This is a genomic window from Staphylococcus sp. EG-SA-18 (genome assembly GCF_017151825.1).
Classification (GTDB): Bacteria; Bacillota; Bacilli; order Staphylococcales; family Staphylococcaceae; genus Staphylococcus; species Staphylococcus aureus.
In genome coordinates this window covers 1-16,900 of the sequence record NZ_JACYVY010000013.1, presented here as the reverse complement: position 1 = coordinate 16,900, position 16,900 = coordinate 1, and the positions used below count along the sequence as shown (strand labels likewise).

Genomic DNA, 16,900 nt, shown 5'->3' with positions numbered 1-16,900 from the left:
CTGTTAGGATAATAATGAAAAAGAAAACAAAATAAAAGGAGTTAACTTTTTATGAATGAACAGCAAACAATCGAACAGATAAAAGCGCGTTTAAATAAGTTTATTGAGGATATCGATCATGTAAATCCTGATGAAGTACGTGTTGAAGATATAGATGAATGGATTGGATTGTTAGATCAGCTTGAAGAAAAGGTTAAATTAGTATCTAAGTAAATGCCACATAAGATGTGTTAGGGTTAGATATCGCGACAGTCGCTTAATAATTTTTATATCTTGTATGTTTAATCACTGATTTACTTGTCTATAGTAATTATATCAATGATATATAGAAAGGTGATTTTCAATGACTAAAAAAGTAGCAATTATTCTAGCAAACGAATTTGAAGATATAGAATATTCAAGCCCTAAAGAGGCATTAGAGAATGCAGGCTTTAATACTGTAGTGATTGGAGATACTGCAAATAGTGAAGTTGTTGGTAAACACGGTGAAAAAGTTACTGTCGATGTAGGCATTGCAGAAGCTAAACCAGAAGATTATGATGCATTATTAATTCCTGGAGGATTTTCACCAGATCATTTACGTGGAGATACAGAAGGTCGATATGGCACATTTGCTAAATACTTTACTAAAAATGATGTACCAACATTTGCCATTTGTCATGGGCCACAAATACTAATAGATACAGACGATTTAAAAGGTCGTACGTTAACAGCAGTATTAAATGTACGCAAAGATTTATCAAATGCAGGCGCACATGTAGTTGATGAGTCAGTAGTTGTAGACAACAATATTGTAACAAGTCGAGTACCAGACGATTTAGATGATTTTAATCGAGAAATCGTTAAGCAATTACAATAGAGTATTGCGGTTATCAATTGTTAAAATTTATATATTTTCGTTTGAAATGAAATATGGATTTTAGTTTTAAAAAATGAATAACAAATAAAAGGTCGTCTCTATTGGCATTTAATAGGGATGGTCTTTTATTTTTATAAAATATAACAATATTTGACATGATTAATATTTAAAATCGCAATGATTTATCTATAATCTTTTCAAAAAACAAAAAGTAAGTATGATGGCGTATACGATTGTAAGCCCTTGGACTGATTTTCCCAAAAAGTGTAGCCTATTTGTGATAGTACTGGTAAACTCAAGGTATATACTAAGTGAGTTTTAAAAGAAGGAGCAAACGCATGAAAAGAAGCGATAGGTACTCAAACTCAAATGAACATTTTGAGCATATGAAACACGAACCTCACTATAATACGTATTATCAACCAGTTGGCAAACCGCCGAAAAAGAAAAAAAGTAAACGAATACTATTAAAAATATTATTAACCATTCTAATCATTATCGCATTGTTTATTGGTATCATGTATTTTTTATCTACACGCGATAATGTGGATGAACTAAGAAAAATTGAAAATAAAAGTAGTTTTGTGTCAGCTGATAACATGCCAGAGTATGTTAAAGGTGCCTTTATTTCAATGGAAGATGAACGATTCTACAATCATCATGGATTCGATTTGAAAGGTACAACTAGAGCTTTATTTTCAACGATTAGCGACAGAGATGTGCAAGGTGGTAGTACCATTACACAACAAGTTGTCAAAAATTATTTTTATGATAATGATCGTTCATTTACTAGAAAAGTAAAAGAATTATTTGTAGCTCATCGAGTTGAAAAACAATATAATAAGAACGAAATTTTAAGCTTTTATTTAAATAATATTTACTTTGGGGATAATCAATATACGCTTGAGGGCGCAGCAAACCATTACTTTGGAACAACCGTGAATAAAAATAGTACAACAATGTCTCACATAACAGTTTTACAAAGCGCTATTTTAGCTAGTAAAGTCAATGCACCTAGCGTATATAATATCAATAATATGTCAGAGAATTTTACGCAACGTGTAAGCACGAACTTAGAAAAAATGAAGCAACAAAATTATATCAATGAAACACAATATCAACAGGCTATGTCACAATTAAATCGTTAAATACTTGCATTCATGTGTAAGATGCTTGGAACTATAATGTAGAAGGTTTAATTGAAATGTCATAATGATAAAGTTGAATTGTTTCTGCTTTATAAATTTTACAGATTTGCTTGTAATCACACTTTCATTTTAAAAGATGATAGTGTGATTTTTTGTTAGCATCGAAAAATATTTAAAGTTAAACATTTGCTATAGGAAGTGGCTTATTGAATAATAAAAGAGTATTGTATTAAAACTTGAGAAAGTAACGGGGTGATCCAGTGCCGAAGATTACTAAAATAGAAGTTCAAAAGAAAAACAAAGAACGTTTTAATCTTTTTTTAGACGAACAATTTGAAATGGGTATAGATATCGATACATTAGTCAAATTTAATTTAAAAAAAGGGCAACAACTTGAAGCTGCTGACATGGCAGAGATTCAAAAGTATGATCATTATCGCATAGGTTTAAACAAAGCAATCCAATATTTATCATATAAAAAGAGAACTGAAAAAGAAGTTATACAATATTTACAAAAAGAAGAGATATCAGAGCAAGCGATTTCTGAAGTGATTGAATATTGTTATCGCGAAAAGTTAATCGACCATCAAGATTATGCGGAAAGTTTAAAAAATACAATGATTCGCACGACAGATAAAGGACCTAAAATTTATCAACAAAAACTATATCAACTTGGTATAGAACCAAATATCATTGAAATATTTACAGAACTTTATAGAGAACAACAGGAACTTGATGATATTATCCAAATTGCTGAAAAAATATCTAAAACAAAAAAAGGGCCACAAAATAAAGTTAAAGAAAAAGTAATGCAATCTTTAATTCAAAAAGGGTTTGAAATGGAAACCATTCATGCTGTATTGAATGAAATGGATTTTACACAAGATGAAGCGGTTTTAGACGATTTATTACAACGAGATTTAGAAAAAATTTATAATAAAAATCGAAAGAAGTACACGCAACAGAAATTAATTTCAAAAACTATCGAAGGCCTTATGAGAAAAGGATATAAATATGATAAAATTAAAGCTAAATTAGAAGAAAGTGGTATTGCCGATGGAACAGAAGAAATTGAGTGAGATGTCTGAGCCAGAATTAAGACACGAAATACAACTTTATAAAGAGAAAATGAGAAAAGCTGAGATGAATGGTATTTTAAATGAATATGACGTTTATCAAAGTAAAGTAATTGTTGCCGAAAGTTACTTAGTAGACAGAAAAAAGATAGAAATTGGTAAAATTTATAAACTGACTGATGGCAGTAATCAATATTTTAAAGTAGAAAGATTAAAAGGTATTTTTGCGTGGGGGTTTAGATTTAATAGCGATGAACCCGAAGAAGGATTACCTATAGCGTTATTACAATTATAGAAGGATGAAAATAGATGGGAAGTTCAATTGTTTTAAAGTTACTAAAAGTAACACACTACTATAGGAATAAACAGAATAAGAAATGGTATTTACCTTTTGGATATGATGCTGAAGATATCGATTTAAACAATATTAGTTTACATATTTATCAAGGAGAAGCATTAGGTATAATTGGTGAACCTGAATCTTCCAAAGCGTTGGTAGGTCAATTGTTGGCAGGTGCAATTAAACCTGATAAAGGTAAAGTAGTTTGTACTGAAGATTTGTTCTACGGATATATTGAAGATCAATCGTTAATTCATCAAACTGTTGAAGCTTATACAGCGCAGTTAGTTCAACTATTTCCATATGAAATTAATGATCATAAAGCTGAACAGATTATTCAATATGCACATTTAGGTGATTATAAAACGAAGCCGGTTAACCATATTTCGAAAGCGGCATACGCTCAATTACTATTAAGTATTGCACGCTCATCAAAATCAAATATTATTATTTTAAATCATGTTATTGACTATTTAACACCACAATTTATGGAACGTGCGATTGAATTAACAAATGATTATATTGAAAATAATTTAACGATTGTGTCAATTGGTGATGATATTGATAAAATTTCACAAGTGAGTAACTACATAGCTTGGTTTTCACATGGTCAATTAAGAATGGAAGGGTCACTTAAACAAGTTATTCCATCTTTTAAAGAACATGAACGTGATCGATTAAGTCTAAACTCAAAAGAAGAAATTGAAAACTTTGATTTAGATTGGAAAAAGAATCGTACAAGAATACCAGAGATGACCTATAATTTCAAACGTGTTGAGCGCTATAATCATGCAAAACCGCCTAAGTTTTTAGTGCGTTTTTGGACTTTAGCCTCAGGTACTATTTTAGGCTTAGCATTGATGATGTTGCTCATTTTCAATAATATAGGAATTATTTCGATAACAGATTTTACGAATCGTGCTACGATGCAAAATGAAAATAAAGATCCATATGGCGAAAAGTTAGCTTATGGAATTGCTTTTAATGGCAGTGTGGATATGCAAGGGGATAAACAAGTCACAATTCCAAAATATAGTGTAGTTACAATTACTGGCGAAAATAGTAAAAATTATCGTGTTACCGCCGATAATAAGACTTACTATGTTAGTAAAGATAAATTAGAATATTTTAACCCGGCAGGTTTATATCAAACGCATAGTTTTAAAAAATTAGCACCATATATGAAATCAAATTATAGTAATTACTATGCATACTTTAATAGTCAATTACATAAAAAGCATAGTTCAGTTATAAAAACTTTAGTTCCTGATGATGATAACCGTTTCGTTGCATCCGTTACACAACAACCGATACAATTACTTTTCAATGATAATAATCAGTTATACGGTTTTGTTTATCCAATTGTAGATAAAAAAGAATTAAAAGATAAGTTTAATATTAACAATAACATTTGGATTACTAAAGTTGGGAATGGATATTGTATTGCCAATTTGAAAGAAGACAAATGGATTTATATTGAATTGTAGGTGTAAAGATGCTAGATAATATTATTTTATATTTTAAAAACTTACCGCATACTAAAAGGTATGTAACAGAACGTTTAAAACAAAGTTGGAAAAGTTTTCTAATCGTATTAGCTGCATGTTTAATACTTATTATTGCAAGTGAAACGCTATTTTCCTTTAGTCATTTGACCGATGTTAAAGAGGTGAGATGGTTATTTAGAATCATTGTATTGATTGTTTTTGCGGTAGTGATGTTCACAATTTATATCTCTTATCATCATTATATGAATGACTTTTTAGTTACTAAGTTATTTAATATTTCCGCAGCGACGCCAGTAGTTATTATGTCTATTTTAAGTTTTATTATGCTAGTCATTTTGACGATGATTAGTGCATTGGTTAAACCAGTAAACTTCGAAACATCATATATAGCGCTATTCTATTTTATTGTGATGGCAACTATTTTTGTAGGATTAATATCCGTTACTTTTGGTCTTATTCGACTGTTAACTGAAAAAATAAATATCATATTTTATGGGGTTTGTGTATTGTGTTTCTTATTGTTACCAATTATTTTCATACCAAATCCAAATCATGTATTTATCAATCACATCCTAATGCTAAATCCAATGTATTACATTGTTAATGGTATAGCACAATCTATCATATTTGGTATATCAAGTATGGAAAACATTCCATATCATTTTTACTTTATTTTATTCTTATGTTTAATAGCTGCAGTAAATTTCGTATTAGCAAGGTATACGACACACGCAATTTATAATAAAACATCTAAAGTGACACAAACTGATAATCAACAGGATGTTTCAAATGATAGTACAGACGAGGCGGATACTTCTTCATGATGTTTAGCTGACCTGTTGTGTAAATTAATCTGTGAGAATCAGAAACAATTAGAATATCATCTAGATATTGTTTTCCTATACTGATTTTGATATTTCGAGTCATTAAAGGTAGTTTGTTAGCAACAATATAAATTTTAGATTTTGTAAAAGCATTCATAGTTTTACATTAAAAAACCGGACAGAGTAAAAATCGTTTTGATTTTCATTCTGCCCGGTTGTTCATTTTTTATAGATTAACTTTAGTGAATAATAACTTGAAATTATTTAGCATACAGTTTACGTTGTAACTTATCTTCTGTAAATACCCAGCCAATATAAGAGTGGTCTATGACATTATCGTTTGTTACATGTGCAATTGCCACAAATGAATAATGATCATTTTTTAAATAACGCAAATCAATCAAACGAATTTCAGTAGAACCATCTGCTAACGTTGTTGTTTGCCAACGATAGATTGATGAAAAGTTTAAAAAAGTACGTATATCTTTATTACCTTTGACTTTCCATAAAATGGAGTCTGTTGATAATGTTTGACGTTCCACTTTATCACTAAACACCACATTCCTACCATATGCTTTTCCAACATAGTCATGTGCATCAGTTTGTATCGCGACACGCCATTCCATAAATTTTATTGTTGGCGCAACAAATACTTTAACAGGGTGATGCTCTTGTTGAATTGCTTTTAAAGCTTGTTGCTTAATTACGGCTCTCATTTTAAAACGAATCATGTAATAAATGATTAGTAAAGCGATTATAGGAAAGAAGACTGCAAATGGATGCAAGCCTATAACCCATAATACAATACCAATACAAAGAACTGTGAAAATAATAGGGTCAAATGTGTTAATCACACTTAATTGAATCCATTTGTTTGTGATAGGTCTAAGCGCTTGTGTACCATAAGAATTGAATATATCTACAAAGACATGTAAAAATACTGCGAGCTGAGCCCACATCCATACATGAAATGGGTTGGTTCCACTAAAGAACGTGAATATTAAAAATGTAATTAAAATTGGCCATAGTATTGTGAAAGGGATGGAATGCGTGATACCTCTATGATGCGAAATATATGTTGCATTGTCCTTTAATTTAAGAACAGTATCCCCATCAGGAATTAATGAACCAACGATAAGGGTTGTAGCTGTTGCACCAAACGTAGAAGCCATTGCTGGATCTTGAGTTGCAAGTGCTGTAAGGCCCACCCCAATTGCGATATGTGTTGCAGTGTCCATATCAGTTCACTCATTTCATAATATTATATATACTATTATAATCCAATTTCGCAAATAACTAAATTAACTTACATACTAACCATGATTTTAATGTACAATAAAAACATTATGAGTAAAGACAATTAATTTTGGTGAGGAAAGGGTTTTATAAATGTATCAGCAGTCTAGTTTTAAAGAAAATTTGATACACTGGTTTGATGAAAATCAAAGAGAAATGCCATGGCGACAAACGACCAATCCGTACTATATTTGGTTAAGTGAGGTCATGTTACAACAGACACAAGTTAAAACAGTTATTGACTATTATCATCGTTTTGTTGAACGATTTCCAACTGTGGAAGTTTTGAGTCAAGCTTCGGAAGATGAAGTGTTAAAGTATTGGGAAGGCTTAGGATATTATAGTAGAGCTCGAAATTTTCATACGGCGATTAAAGAAGTTTATGATAAATATGAAGGCTTAGTTCCCAAAGATCCTGATCAATTTAAAGCGTTAAAAGGTGTTGGCCCATACACACAAGCTGCAGTAATGAGCATTGCATATAATGTACCACTAGCAACTGTAGACGGAAATGTTTTTCGAGTATGGTCTAGATTGAATGATGACTATCGAGATATTAAATTACAATCGACGAGGAAATCGTACGAACAAGAATTGTTACCGTATGTTACTACAGAAGCTGGAACGTTTAATCAAGCTATGATGGAATTAGGGGCATTAATTTGTACACCAAAAAATCCATTATGCTTATTTTGTCCAGTTCAAGAAAACTGTGAGGCATTTGATAAAGGTACATTTGAAAAGTTACCTGTTAAATCTAAAAATGTAAGTAAAAAAGTAATTGAGCAATCCGTCTTTTTAATTAGAAATAATCAAGGTCAATATCTGTTGCAAAAGCGTAGAGAAAAATTATTGCATGGTATGTGGCAATTTCCTATGTTTGAAAGTGAGCATGCTAGACGTAAAATGACTGAAAAAATCGGTCATGACATTCAACCAGTAGAAACACCTATTTTTGAGTTGAAGCATCAATTTACTCATTTAACATGGAAGATTAAAGTATACGCCGTTTCAGGAGCAATTAACATTGAAACATTACCAGATGACATGATTTGGTTTGATTTAAGTGATCGAGATCAATATACATTCCCTGTACCTATGTCAAAGATTTATCAATTTATAAATGGGTAACATTCGATGATTGGTAATATTATCGGAAAACATAGTGACATTAATTTTAAAAAGTATAAATGATATCTTTAAATCTCATAGAATAACAATGTCAAAAAGTTAAAGTGTTGATATATAAAAGTGATTATTTTATATACTTTAAATGGGACATGTAAATCTCTGTTGTAGTACTTAGCAATATTACCGAGTTTAATTATTAAGTAGTAAAATCTTATTTCGTAAAAATATGTATTTATATAATACTATTTCTGAAATATGCTATAATTTATAATGGTTAAATTAACAGAAGGTGGTGTGGAGTATGGTCAGAGAATCCATACCTAAAGAAGGGGAAAACATTAAAATTCAGAGTTATAAACATGATGGTAAGATTCATCGCGTTTGGTCTGAAACAACAATATTAAAGGGTACTGATCATGTTGTCATTGGTGGCAATGATCATACGTTAGTAACTGAAAGTGACGGAAGAACTTGGATAACACGTGAACCGGCAATTGTTTACTTTCACTCAGAATATTGGTTTAATGTTATCTGCATGTTTAGAGAAGATGGAATTTATTACTATTGCAATTTGTCATCACCATTTGTTTGTGATGAAGAGGCATTAAAATATATAGACTATGATTTAGATATTAAAGTATATCCAAACGGAAAGTATCATTTATTAGATGAAGATGAATATGAACAACATATGAATCAAATGAATTATCCGCATGATATTGATATTATTTTAAGACGCAACGTGGACATTCTTCAACAATGGATAGAACAGAAGAAGGGCCCATTCGCGCCAGATTTTATCAAAGTTTGGAATGAACGTTACAAAAAAATTAGACAGTATTAAGCAAATAAAGTGTAAATACTGATTAAATCATTTATATTGACTTAGTGTTGTAAAGAAGTATGATAACTTTTGCTGTCGTGTGGGGACACAGTATCCATAGATTAAATTGAATAGAATATAACATACGAATAAGACAACGTATTTAATCACATGAATATGACAGAGGTTGAGATATCTTAATTTTAAAAATGTAAATTGTAAGAAGAATTTACATCTACAAATTATGTATCCAACCTCTATTCATTTTTATGCTTATGAATAGGATAGGGCAATAGATTAGGGGGGATTGTATGATTAAACGATATTTGCAATTTGTTAAGCCATACAAATATCGTATTTTTGCAACGATTATTGTTGGGATAATTAAGTTTGGTATACCAATGCTTATACCACTTTTAATTAAATATGCAATAGATGGCGTGATTAATAACCACGCACTAACGACTGATGAAAAAGTTCATCATTTAACTATTGCCATTGGTATCGCATTATTTATTTTTGTAATAGTGAGACCACCAATTGAATTTATACGTCAATATTTGGCGCAATGGACAAGTAATAAAATATTGTATGATATACGTAAAAAGTTATACAACCATTTACAAGCTTTAAGTGCGAGATTTTATGCTAATAATCAAGTAGGTCAAGTAATATCTAGAGTGATTAATGATGTTGAACAAACAAAAGATTTCATTTTAACCGGGTTAATGAATATTTGGTTAGATTGTATAACAATTATTATTGCACTATCCATAATGTTCTTTTTAGATGTGAAATTGACTTTAGCAGCACTGTTTATCTTCCCATTTTACATTTTAACGGTGTACGTTTTCTTTGGAAGATTAAGAAAATTGACGCGTGAAAGATCGCAAGCATTAGCTGAGGTTCAAGGATTCTTGCATGAACGTGTTCAAGGTATTTCAGTCGTTAAAAGTTTTGCGATTGAAGACAATGAAGCGAAAAACTTTGATAAAAAGAACACTAATTTCTTAACACGTGCTTTGAAACATACAAGATGGAATGCCTATTCCTTTGCCGCAATTAATACAGTTACAGATATTGGACCAATAATTGTCATCGGTGTTGGTGCATATCTTGCTATTTCTGGATCAATCACAGTAGGTACACTTGCAGCATTTGTTGGATACTTGGAGTTATTGTTCGGGCCTTTACGTCGTTTAGTCGCATCATTTACAACTTTAACGCAAAGTTTTGCTTCAATGGACCGTGTATTCCAATTAATTGATGAAGATTATGACATCAAAAATGGTGTTGGTGCTCAACCTATTGAAATTAAACAAGGTCGTATTGATATTGATCATGTTAGTTTTCAATATAACGATAACGAAGCTCCAATTTTAAAAGATATTAATTTGAGTATTGAAAAAGGAGAAACAGTTGCTTTCGTAGGTATGAGTGGTGGTGGTAAATCAACATTAATTAACTTAATACCGAGATTTTACGATGTAACTTCTGGGCAAATTTTAATAGATGGTCACAACATTAAAGATTTTTTAACGGGAAGTTTAAGAAATCAAATAGGATTGGTGCAACAGGATAATATTTTATTCTCTGATACAGTTAAGGAAAATATTTTACTTGGTCGTCCAACAGCAACAGATGAAGAAGTAGTTGAAGCGGCGAAAATGGCTAATGCACATGACTTTATTATGAACTTGCCACAGGGATATGACACTGAAGTAGGTGAACGAGGTGTTAAATTATCAGGTGGTCAAAAACAAAGATTATCGATTGCTAGAATATTTTTAAATAATCCGCCAATTCTTATCTTGGATGAAGCAACAAGTGCACTTGATTTAGAAAGTGAATCCATTATTCAAGAAGCATTAGATGTGTTGAGTAAAGATCGAACGACACTTATCGTAGCGCATCGCTTGTCCACTATTACACATGCTGACAAAATTGTCGTAATTGAAAATGGACATATTGTTGAAACAGGTACGCATCGTGAATTGATTGCAAAACAAGGTGCTTACGAGCATTTATATAGCATTCAAAACTTATAAAGTATTAGTTGTTTGACTTCAGTACAATCCTGAAGAGAAAATTTGTAACAGGATGGTGGGGTCATAACATAAGAAAAAGCAGTAAGAGATTTTCTTAATTGAAAATAATCTTACTGCTTTTTTAAATTTAATTTCGAGATTCAATATTACTTTATCTCATTGTGGAATTAATTATAGGAATTTTTTTAATGTTATAAATCAAAGTCTTCTTCAACAATTTCAATGTCTGCATCAGATCTATGATATGTGAAAAAGCTAATTCTTATGCGGTCTAAATGCTCTAAATGGTGTCGATACTCTTCGATGGCTGCAACAATTTGCATAACATTGGCAAACGAATATTCCGTTTGATAAGGATGATTTATTAACTCATGCTGAAATGTAGACAATAAATCTTTTTTCTGCGGATTATCTAACTCATAATCAACATGTGTCACATTATAACGTGCTTTTTTAGAAAGGCTAGCTAAAATTTGCTCGTGAAAAGCAGTTAATGAATCTAAATCTAATTTGATTTGTAATAGGAAATTGTTATTAAGTAAATATAAGTCGTTTTGATAACGCGACAATTTGTTTAATACTTCATAAGCTTGTCTAGTCGTCTGAACTACTTCTCTGAAAAGTATTTTCTTTCTATTCTGTTGGTGAATATGTTTTTTTGTAATAGGACGTTCTTCGCTATAGTAATCATAAATTTTCTCTAACTTTTCGACACGTTGTTTTAAATTATGACTATCTTGTTTAATATTATTAAACTCCGTCGTATCATTTAATACTAATTTAAACCACATAAAAATATCTGAGGATATATTTAATGAATTATAGTAAATTTTTGTTTCAAATTTAGGTGGTAGAAACACAAAGTTAACTAGAGATGAACTTATGACACCAATCATTACAAGTACAAACCTGTAAAAGGCGGTAATATAGAAAGAACCGGTATGTTGTCCCATAATGATTAATGCTGTTACACTCGCCAAAGTAGCAACATGTGCTAAATTAAATTTAAATAAAATAGCAATAAGTACTATGACGGTAACACCCATAATGATAAAATTATCACTAAAAATTGTTACCATTGTAACAGAAAGTATGGCACCTATAATGTTACCTAATGCCTGATCAGAAACTGTTTTAAATGAACGATAAATACTAGGTTGCATTGCAACAACAGCACTGACACCAGCTAAGGCTTTCAGACCAACATCATCCGGTAGTAAAGAAGCGATAGACATAGCTAAAATAATGGCTATACCAGTTTTAAAAATCCGAGCTCCTAGTCTCAAAAATAATGACGCCCCTTTTAAGTTTATTGAATATCTAATATTCGTATTCATTACTGTTATACACTTACTAGTTACAAAATTCAAGCTTATTTATAGTTGTTAAAATAAATCATACATAATACTGATAGCGATGTAAAACTTTAGTCAGAGATTAAAAGAGTATAAATTTGTAAAATAAAAACTCACATAGTGACATATCAAGTTAAACGTTAATAGTTAACGATATAAAATGAATCTACTATGTGAGCATTTGTTTTATTTTAATTCAATTAAAAATATACTTCCTTAAAAGTTATTTCATTTGACTAAAAGCATAGTCTGCAGCTTTTAAAGTTTGTTGAATATCTTCTTCTGTATGTTCAGTTGTTAAGAACCAAGCTTCAAACTTAGAAGGTGCTAAATTGATACCTTGATTTAACATTAATTTGAAAAATTTACCGAACGCTTCGCCGTCAGAATGTTCAACTTGATCATAATGTGTGACTTTTTCATCTGTAAAGTACAATGTTAAAGATCCATAAATACGATTAATTGTAGCTGTGATATTATGTTTTTCGATTAATTTAAGTAAACCTTCTTCTAGTTGTTGGCCTAAGCTGTCTAATTTTTCATAAACACCGTCTTGTTCTAGTACTTCGAGTAATGCAATACCTGCTTTCATAGATAACGGGTTACCAGCCATTGTACCAGCTTGATATGCAGGTCCTAGAGGTGCTACTTGTTCCATAATATCTTGACGTCCACCATAGCCTCCAATTGGTAAACCACCGCCAACAATTTTACCAAATGCAGTTAAATCAGGGATAACACCTAATAAATCTTGAGCGGCACCGTAATGGAAACGGAATGCAGTAATTACTTCATCATAAATCACTAGGGTCCCATTGTTATGTGAAATTTCATTAACCTCTTCTAAAAATCCAGGTTGAGGCATTACCATTCCAAAGTTACCAACAATTGGTTCTACTAATACTGCGGCAATTTCATCACCCCAAAATTCAATTGCTTCTTTATAGGCGTTAATATCATTGAAAGGTACAGTAATGACTTCACGTGCGACGCTTTCTGGAACACCAGCTGAGTCTGGAGAACCGAGCTGAGATGGGCCGCTACCTGCTGCAACCAATACTAAATCAGAATGGCCATGATAAGATCCAGCAAATTTTATAATTTTATTTCTTTTAGTATATGCACGTGCAACACGAATTGTTGTCATGACTGCTTCTGTTCCAGAATTTACAAAGCGAATTTTCTCAAGAGATGGAATTGCATCACGTAATTTTTTGCTGAATTCAATTTCTAATTCAGTCGGTGTACCAAATAAAACACCTTTAGCAGCTTGTTCTTGAATTGCTTTAGTAATATGAGGATGTGCATGCCCCGTAATAATTGGACCGTATGCTTGAAGGTAATCAATAAATTTATTGCCATCGACATCATATAAATATGCACCGTGTCCTTCTTTCATAACAACAGGTGCACCGCCTCCTACAGCTTTATAAGAACGAGAAGGGGAATTGACACCGCCTAGAATATATTCGTTTGAAAGTTGTTGTAAACGTTCACTTTCACTAAAATTCATTTATATCAACCTCTTTTAATTTAATATTTTCATCTAATATCGTATCATAAAATTATTATAATGAAGAAAAAGGTGATTATATGTTGCAAAAAGGAGAACAATTTCCAATATTTAAATTAGAAAATCAAGACGGAACTGTCATTACAAATGATACATTAAAAGGTAAAAAGGCGATTATATATTTTTATCCTAGAGATAATACACCTACTTGTACCACAGAAGCTTGTGACTTTAGAGACAATTTAGAAATGTTCAATGATTTAGATGTTGCAGTATATGGTATAAGCGGTGATTCAAAGAAAAAACACCAAAATTTTATTGAGAAACACGGATTGAATTTCGATTTATTAGTAGATGAAGATTTTAAATTAGCTAAAGAAACTGGCGTATATCAGTTAAAAAAATCATTTGGCAAAGAAAGTATGGGCATTGTAAGAACGACTTTTATAATAGATGAACAAGGTAAAGTATTAGATGTTATCGAGAAGGTTAAGGTTAAAACACAAATAGAAGAACTTAAAAACATTTTGGGGTGACATATATGAAAGTTGTTGGGTTGAATCGTATGCGTGAAGTTGAAACTGAATTACAACAACGCTTTTCAGATTTAGATTTTAAATTTTATAAAAAAGCATCAGAAATACCTGAGAGCGACTTGGCTGATTTAGATATATTAGTTGGTTATGATGGCGGTATCAATGAGGCATTTTTACAACGTTGCCCGAATTTAAAATGGATTGCATGGTTTGCAACGGGTGTAAATACATTGCCGTTAGATTATATTGCAGATCACGGCATACTTTTAACTAATGGAAAAGGTGTTCAAGCTAAACAATTATCTGAATACATTTTAGCTTTCATTTTAGATGATTATAAAAAGATGAAACTATCATATGATAACCAACGACAACATATATATGATTCGAAAATAACTGGTAAACGCCTATCAGGACAAACAGTTTTATTTTTAGGTACAGGTGCAATTGCTACTAGAACTGCGAAGTTAGCAAAGGCTTTTAATATGAATTTAATTGGTCTGAGCAAGTCAGGTCAGAACAAAGATGAGTTTGACGAGATATATACTATCGAATCACTTGAAAGCACATTACCAAATGCTGACATTATTATAAATGCTTTACCAGAAACGCAAGAAACGATTCATTTACTAAAGAAAAAACATTTTGAATTAATGAAAGATGAAGCACTTTTTATAAATATAGGACGAGGTAGCATAGTTAAAGAAGCGCTCTTAATAGAAGTATTAAAAAGTAAAGTTATTCGACATGCATATTTAGATGTGTTTGAAAATGAACCTTTGAAACCTAATCATGAATTATATGAATTGGATAATGTAACTATAACAGCGCATATAACTGGTAATGATTATGAGGCAAAGTATGACTTATTAGATATTTTTAAAAACAATCTAGTTAATTTTCTCAATAAGAATGATCTAATTGAGAATGAAGTTGATGCTAAAAAAGGCTATTAAATGAAATCATCATGTAAATATTGACACGCGCGCAATACTACAGTTATATTTATAGTAAGTAATAATAATTATTATATAAGAAAGATGGTGATATAGATGAGTGTTGAAATAGAATCAATTGAACATGAACTAGAAGAATCAATTGCATCATTGCGACAAGCAGGCGTAAGAATTACACCTCAAAGACAAGCAATATTACGTTATTTAATTTCTTCACATACTCATCCAACAGCTGATGAAATTTATCAAGCACTTTCACCTGATTTTCCAAATATAAGTGTTGCGACAATATATAATAACTTAAGAGTGTTTAAAGATATTGGAATTGTAAAAGAATTAACATATGGAGACTCATCAAGTCGATTCGACTTTAATACACATAATCATTATCATATTATATGTGAACAATGTGGTAAGATTGTTGATTTTCAATATCCACAGTTAAATGAAATTGAAAGATTAGCTCAGCATATGACTGACTTTGACGTAACACATCATCGAATGGAAATTTATGGAGTTTGTAAAGAATGCCAAGATAAATAATTTAACTTTGGTAGTATGACAAATTAAAAAGGCGTTAGCTTACTTCATATAAGTAAGCGTAATATTTAAGAAGTTAAACGACATGAAAGTTGTTTAACTTCTTTTTTATGCTTATTCTGAAAAATATTTAAATAGAAGAAAAGAACATTCTAACTACGGAAGTGGTATTAACTAATAACTAGTATCCTTTATAAATAAACATAAAAATATTCAAACGAAGGTCTACTAAATAACTATCCATAAAGTGAGTATAAGTTTGTTTGTAAAACTGAAGTAAAAAGCGTAAGGAATTACACTTTAAATACATATAGTACTTACGAATAGAAAATAATCCCTTCAACAGTAATTTTTAAACAAAAATAAGTGTTGTTTTATGTTGACTCTACTAGAATAACTTGATATTATATAAAAGTCGTCAAACGGCACTAATATTTAAAAAACAAATGTTTTAAGTTGTTGATTTAAAATATTAATAAAGTGTAAATTTGACTATTGAAATTCGAACAAATACATAATAAAATAATATTTGTTGAATTAATTGAGTTAGGAAATTTATTTTTTAGAAATAAAATAATTAAAAATAATTCTTGACTTACAAAAACTTACGAGTTATAATTAAATCTTGTAAGTGACAAACGAACATTGAAAACTGAATGACAATATGTCAACGTTAATTCCAAAAACGTAACTATTAGTTACAAACATTATTTAGTATTTATGAGCTAATCAAACATCATAAATTTTTATGGAGAGTTTGATCCTGGCTCAGGATGAACGCTGGCGGCGTGCCTAATACATGCAAGTCGAGCGAACGGATGAGAAGCTTGCTTCTCTGATGTTAGCGGCGGACGGGTGAGTAACACGTGGATAACCTACCTATAAGACTGGGATAACTTCGGGAAACCGGAGCTAATACCGGATAATATTTTGAACCGCATGGTTCA

The 16,900-nt window shown here is 30.9% G+C and carries 16 protein-coding genes, 1 rRNA gene and 1 pseudogene; 15 read left to right on the top strand and 3 right to left on the bottom strand.

Features of this window, described 5'->3' with window-relative positions; genetic code table 11:
• The first annotated feature begins 51 nt into the window (after nt 1-51).
• From IDG66_RS04775 to IDG66_RS04745, 7 genes are all read left to right on the top strand, one after another.
• Nucleotides 52-213, top strand: a complete 162-nt coding sequence (locus IDG66_RS04775) for an SE1561 family protein (protein ID WP_001005407.1) — start codon at nt 52-54, stop codon at nt 211-213.
• A gap of 130 nt (nt 214-343) precedes the next feature.
• Nucleotides 344-859: a type 1 glutamine amidotransferase domain-containing protein gene (locus IDG66_RS04770; protein WP_000163283.1), complete on the top strand. Its 516-nt coding sequence runs from the start codon at nt 344-346 to the stop codon at nt 857-859.
• Nucleotides 860-1,197: 338 nt separating this feature from the next.
• On the top strand, nt 1,198-2,007 hold the full coding sequence (gene sgtB, locus IDG66_RS04765) for a monofunctional peptidoglycan glycosyltransferase SgtB (protein WP_000830380.1): 810 nt from the start codon (nt 1,198-1,200) through the stop codon (nt 2,005-2,007).
• Between the two features lie 260 nt (nt 2,008-2,267).
• Nucleotides 2,268-3,086: a recombination regulator RecX gene (gene recX, locus IDG66_RS04760; protein ID WP_001124419.1), complete on the top strand. Its 819-nt coding sequence runs from the start codon at nt 2,268-2,270 to the stop codon at nt 3,084-3,086.
• Nucleotides 3,064-3,378, top strand: coding sequence for a YfhH family protein (locus IDG66_RS04755; RefSeq protein WP_000435806.1), 315 nt, complete (start codon nt 3,064-3,066; stop codon nt 3,376-3,378). Before recX ends, IDG66_RS04755 begins: the two co-directional genes overlap by 23 nt.
• A gap of 14 nt (nt 3,379-3,392) precedes the next feature.
• On the top strand, nt 3,393-4,910 hold the full coding sequence (locus IDG66_RS04750; protein WP_000535834.1) for an ABC transporter ATP-binding protein: 1,518 nt from the start codon (nt 3,393-3,395) through the stop codon (nt 4,908-4,910).
• An 8-nt stretch (nt 4,911-4,918) separates the two neighbouring features.
• Nucleotides 4,919-5,755 carry a membrane protein gene (locus IDG66_RS04745; RefSeq protein ID WP_000886468.1) on the top strand — a complete coding sequence of 279 codons (837 nt, stop codon included), beginning with the start codon at nt 4,919-4,921 and terminating at the stop codon, nt 5,753-5,755.
• 260 nt (nt 5,756-6,015) lie between these two features.
• Here IDG66_RS04745 and IDG66_RS04740 read toward each other — a convergent pair whose 3' ends face one another.
• Nucleotides 6,016-6,993 carry a metal-dependent hydrolase gene (locus tag IDG66_RS04740; RefSeq protein WP_000379098.1) on the bottom strand — a complete coding sequence of 326 codons (978 nt, stop codon included), beginning with the start codon at nt 6,991-6,993 and terminating at the stop codon, nt 6,016-6,018.
• Nucleotides 6,994-7,144: 151 nt separating this feature from the next.
• On the opposite strand from IDG66_RS04740, the gene mutY reads away from it, so the two are divergent.
• The 4 genes and pseudogenes from mutY to IDG66_RS04720 all read left to right on the top strand — a co-directional run bounded on the left by mutY (nt 7,145) and on the right by IDG66_RS04720 (nt 11,155).
• Nucleotides 7,145-8,182, top strand: a complete 1,038-nt coding sequence (gene mutY, locus IDG66_RS04735; protein ID WP_000284760.1) for an A/G-specific adenine glycosylase — start codon at nt 7,145-7,147, stop codon at nt 8,180-8,182.
• Between the two features lie 301 nt (nt 8,183-8,483).
• Entirely contained in the window at nt 8,484-9,026 is a 543-nt protein-coding gene (gene ntdP / locus IDG66_RS04730; RefSeq protein ID WP_000251255.1) for a nucleoside tri-diphosphate phosphatase, read from the top strand.
• A gap of 290 nt (nt 9,027-9,316) precedes the next feature.
• Nucleotides 9,317-11,053, top strand: a complete 1,737-nt coding sequence (locus tag IDG66_RS04725) for an SAV1866 family putative multidrug efflux ABC transporter (protein ID WP_000597238.1) — start codon at nt 9,317-9,319, stop codon at nt 11,051-11,053.
• Nucleotides 11,054-11,061: 8 nt separating this feature from the next.
• A pseudogene (locus IDG66_RS04720) lies at nt 11,062-11,155 on the top strand (hypothetical protein).
• A gap of 89 nt (nt 11,156-11,244) precedes the next feature.
• On the opposite strand, the gene IDG66_RS04715 reads toward IDG66_RS04720, so the two are convergent.
• Together IDG66_RS04715 and IDG66_RS04710 are read right to left on the bottom strand one after the other, a co-directional pair.
• Complete coding sequence (locus IDG66_RS04715) at nt 11,245-12,339, bottom strand: FUSC family protein (protein WP_001236371.1); 1,095 nt, start codon at nt 12,337-12,339, stop codon at nt 11,245-11,247.
• 292 nt (nt 12,340-12,631) lie between these two features.
• The gene (locus IDG66_RS04710; RefSeq protein WP_001011599.1) at nt 12,632-13,921 is read right to left on the bottom strand and encodes a glutamate-1-semialdehyde 2,1-aminomutase; all 1,290 of its coding nucleotides are present in this window, start codon (nt 13,919-13,921) and stop codon (nt 12,632-12,634) included.
• An 80-nt stretch (nt 13,922-14,001) separates the two neighbouring features.
• On the opposite strand from IDG66_RS04710, the gene bcp reads away from it, so the two are divergent.
• From bcp to IDG66_RS04690, 4 genes are all read left to right on the top strand, one after another.
• Nucleotides 14,002-14,457 (top strand): thioredoxin-dependent thiol peroxidase, encoded by a 456-nt coding sequence (gene bcp / locus IDG66_RS04705; RefSeq protein WP_000939521.1) that lies wholly within the window; start codon nt 14,002-14,004, stop codon nt 14,455-14,457.
• Nucleotides 14,458-14,462: 5 nt separating this feature from the next.
• Nucleotides 14,463-15,413, top strand: a complete 951-nt coding sequence (locus IDG66_RS04700) for a phosphoglycerate dehydrogenase (protein ID WP_000869444.1) — start codon at nt 14,463-14,465, stop codon at nt 15,411-15,413.
• A 96-nt stretch (nt 15,414-15,509) separates the two neighbouring features.
• On the top strand, nt 15,510-15,956 hold the full coding sequence (perR, locus tag IDG66_RS04695) for a peroxide-responsive transcriptional repressor PerR (RefSeq protein ID WP_000110011.1): 447 nt from the start codon (nt 15,510-15,512) through the stop codon (nt 15,954-15,956).
• A 742-nt stretch (nt 15,957-16,698) separates the two neighbouring features.
• Nucleotides 16,699-16,900 (top strand): 16S ribosomal RNA (locus IDG66_RS04690); the annotation flags it as partial.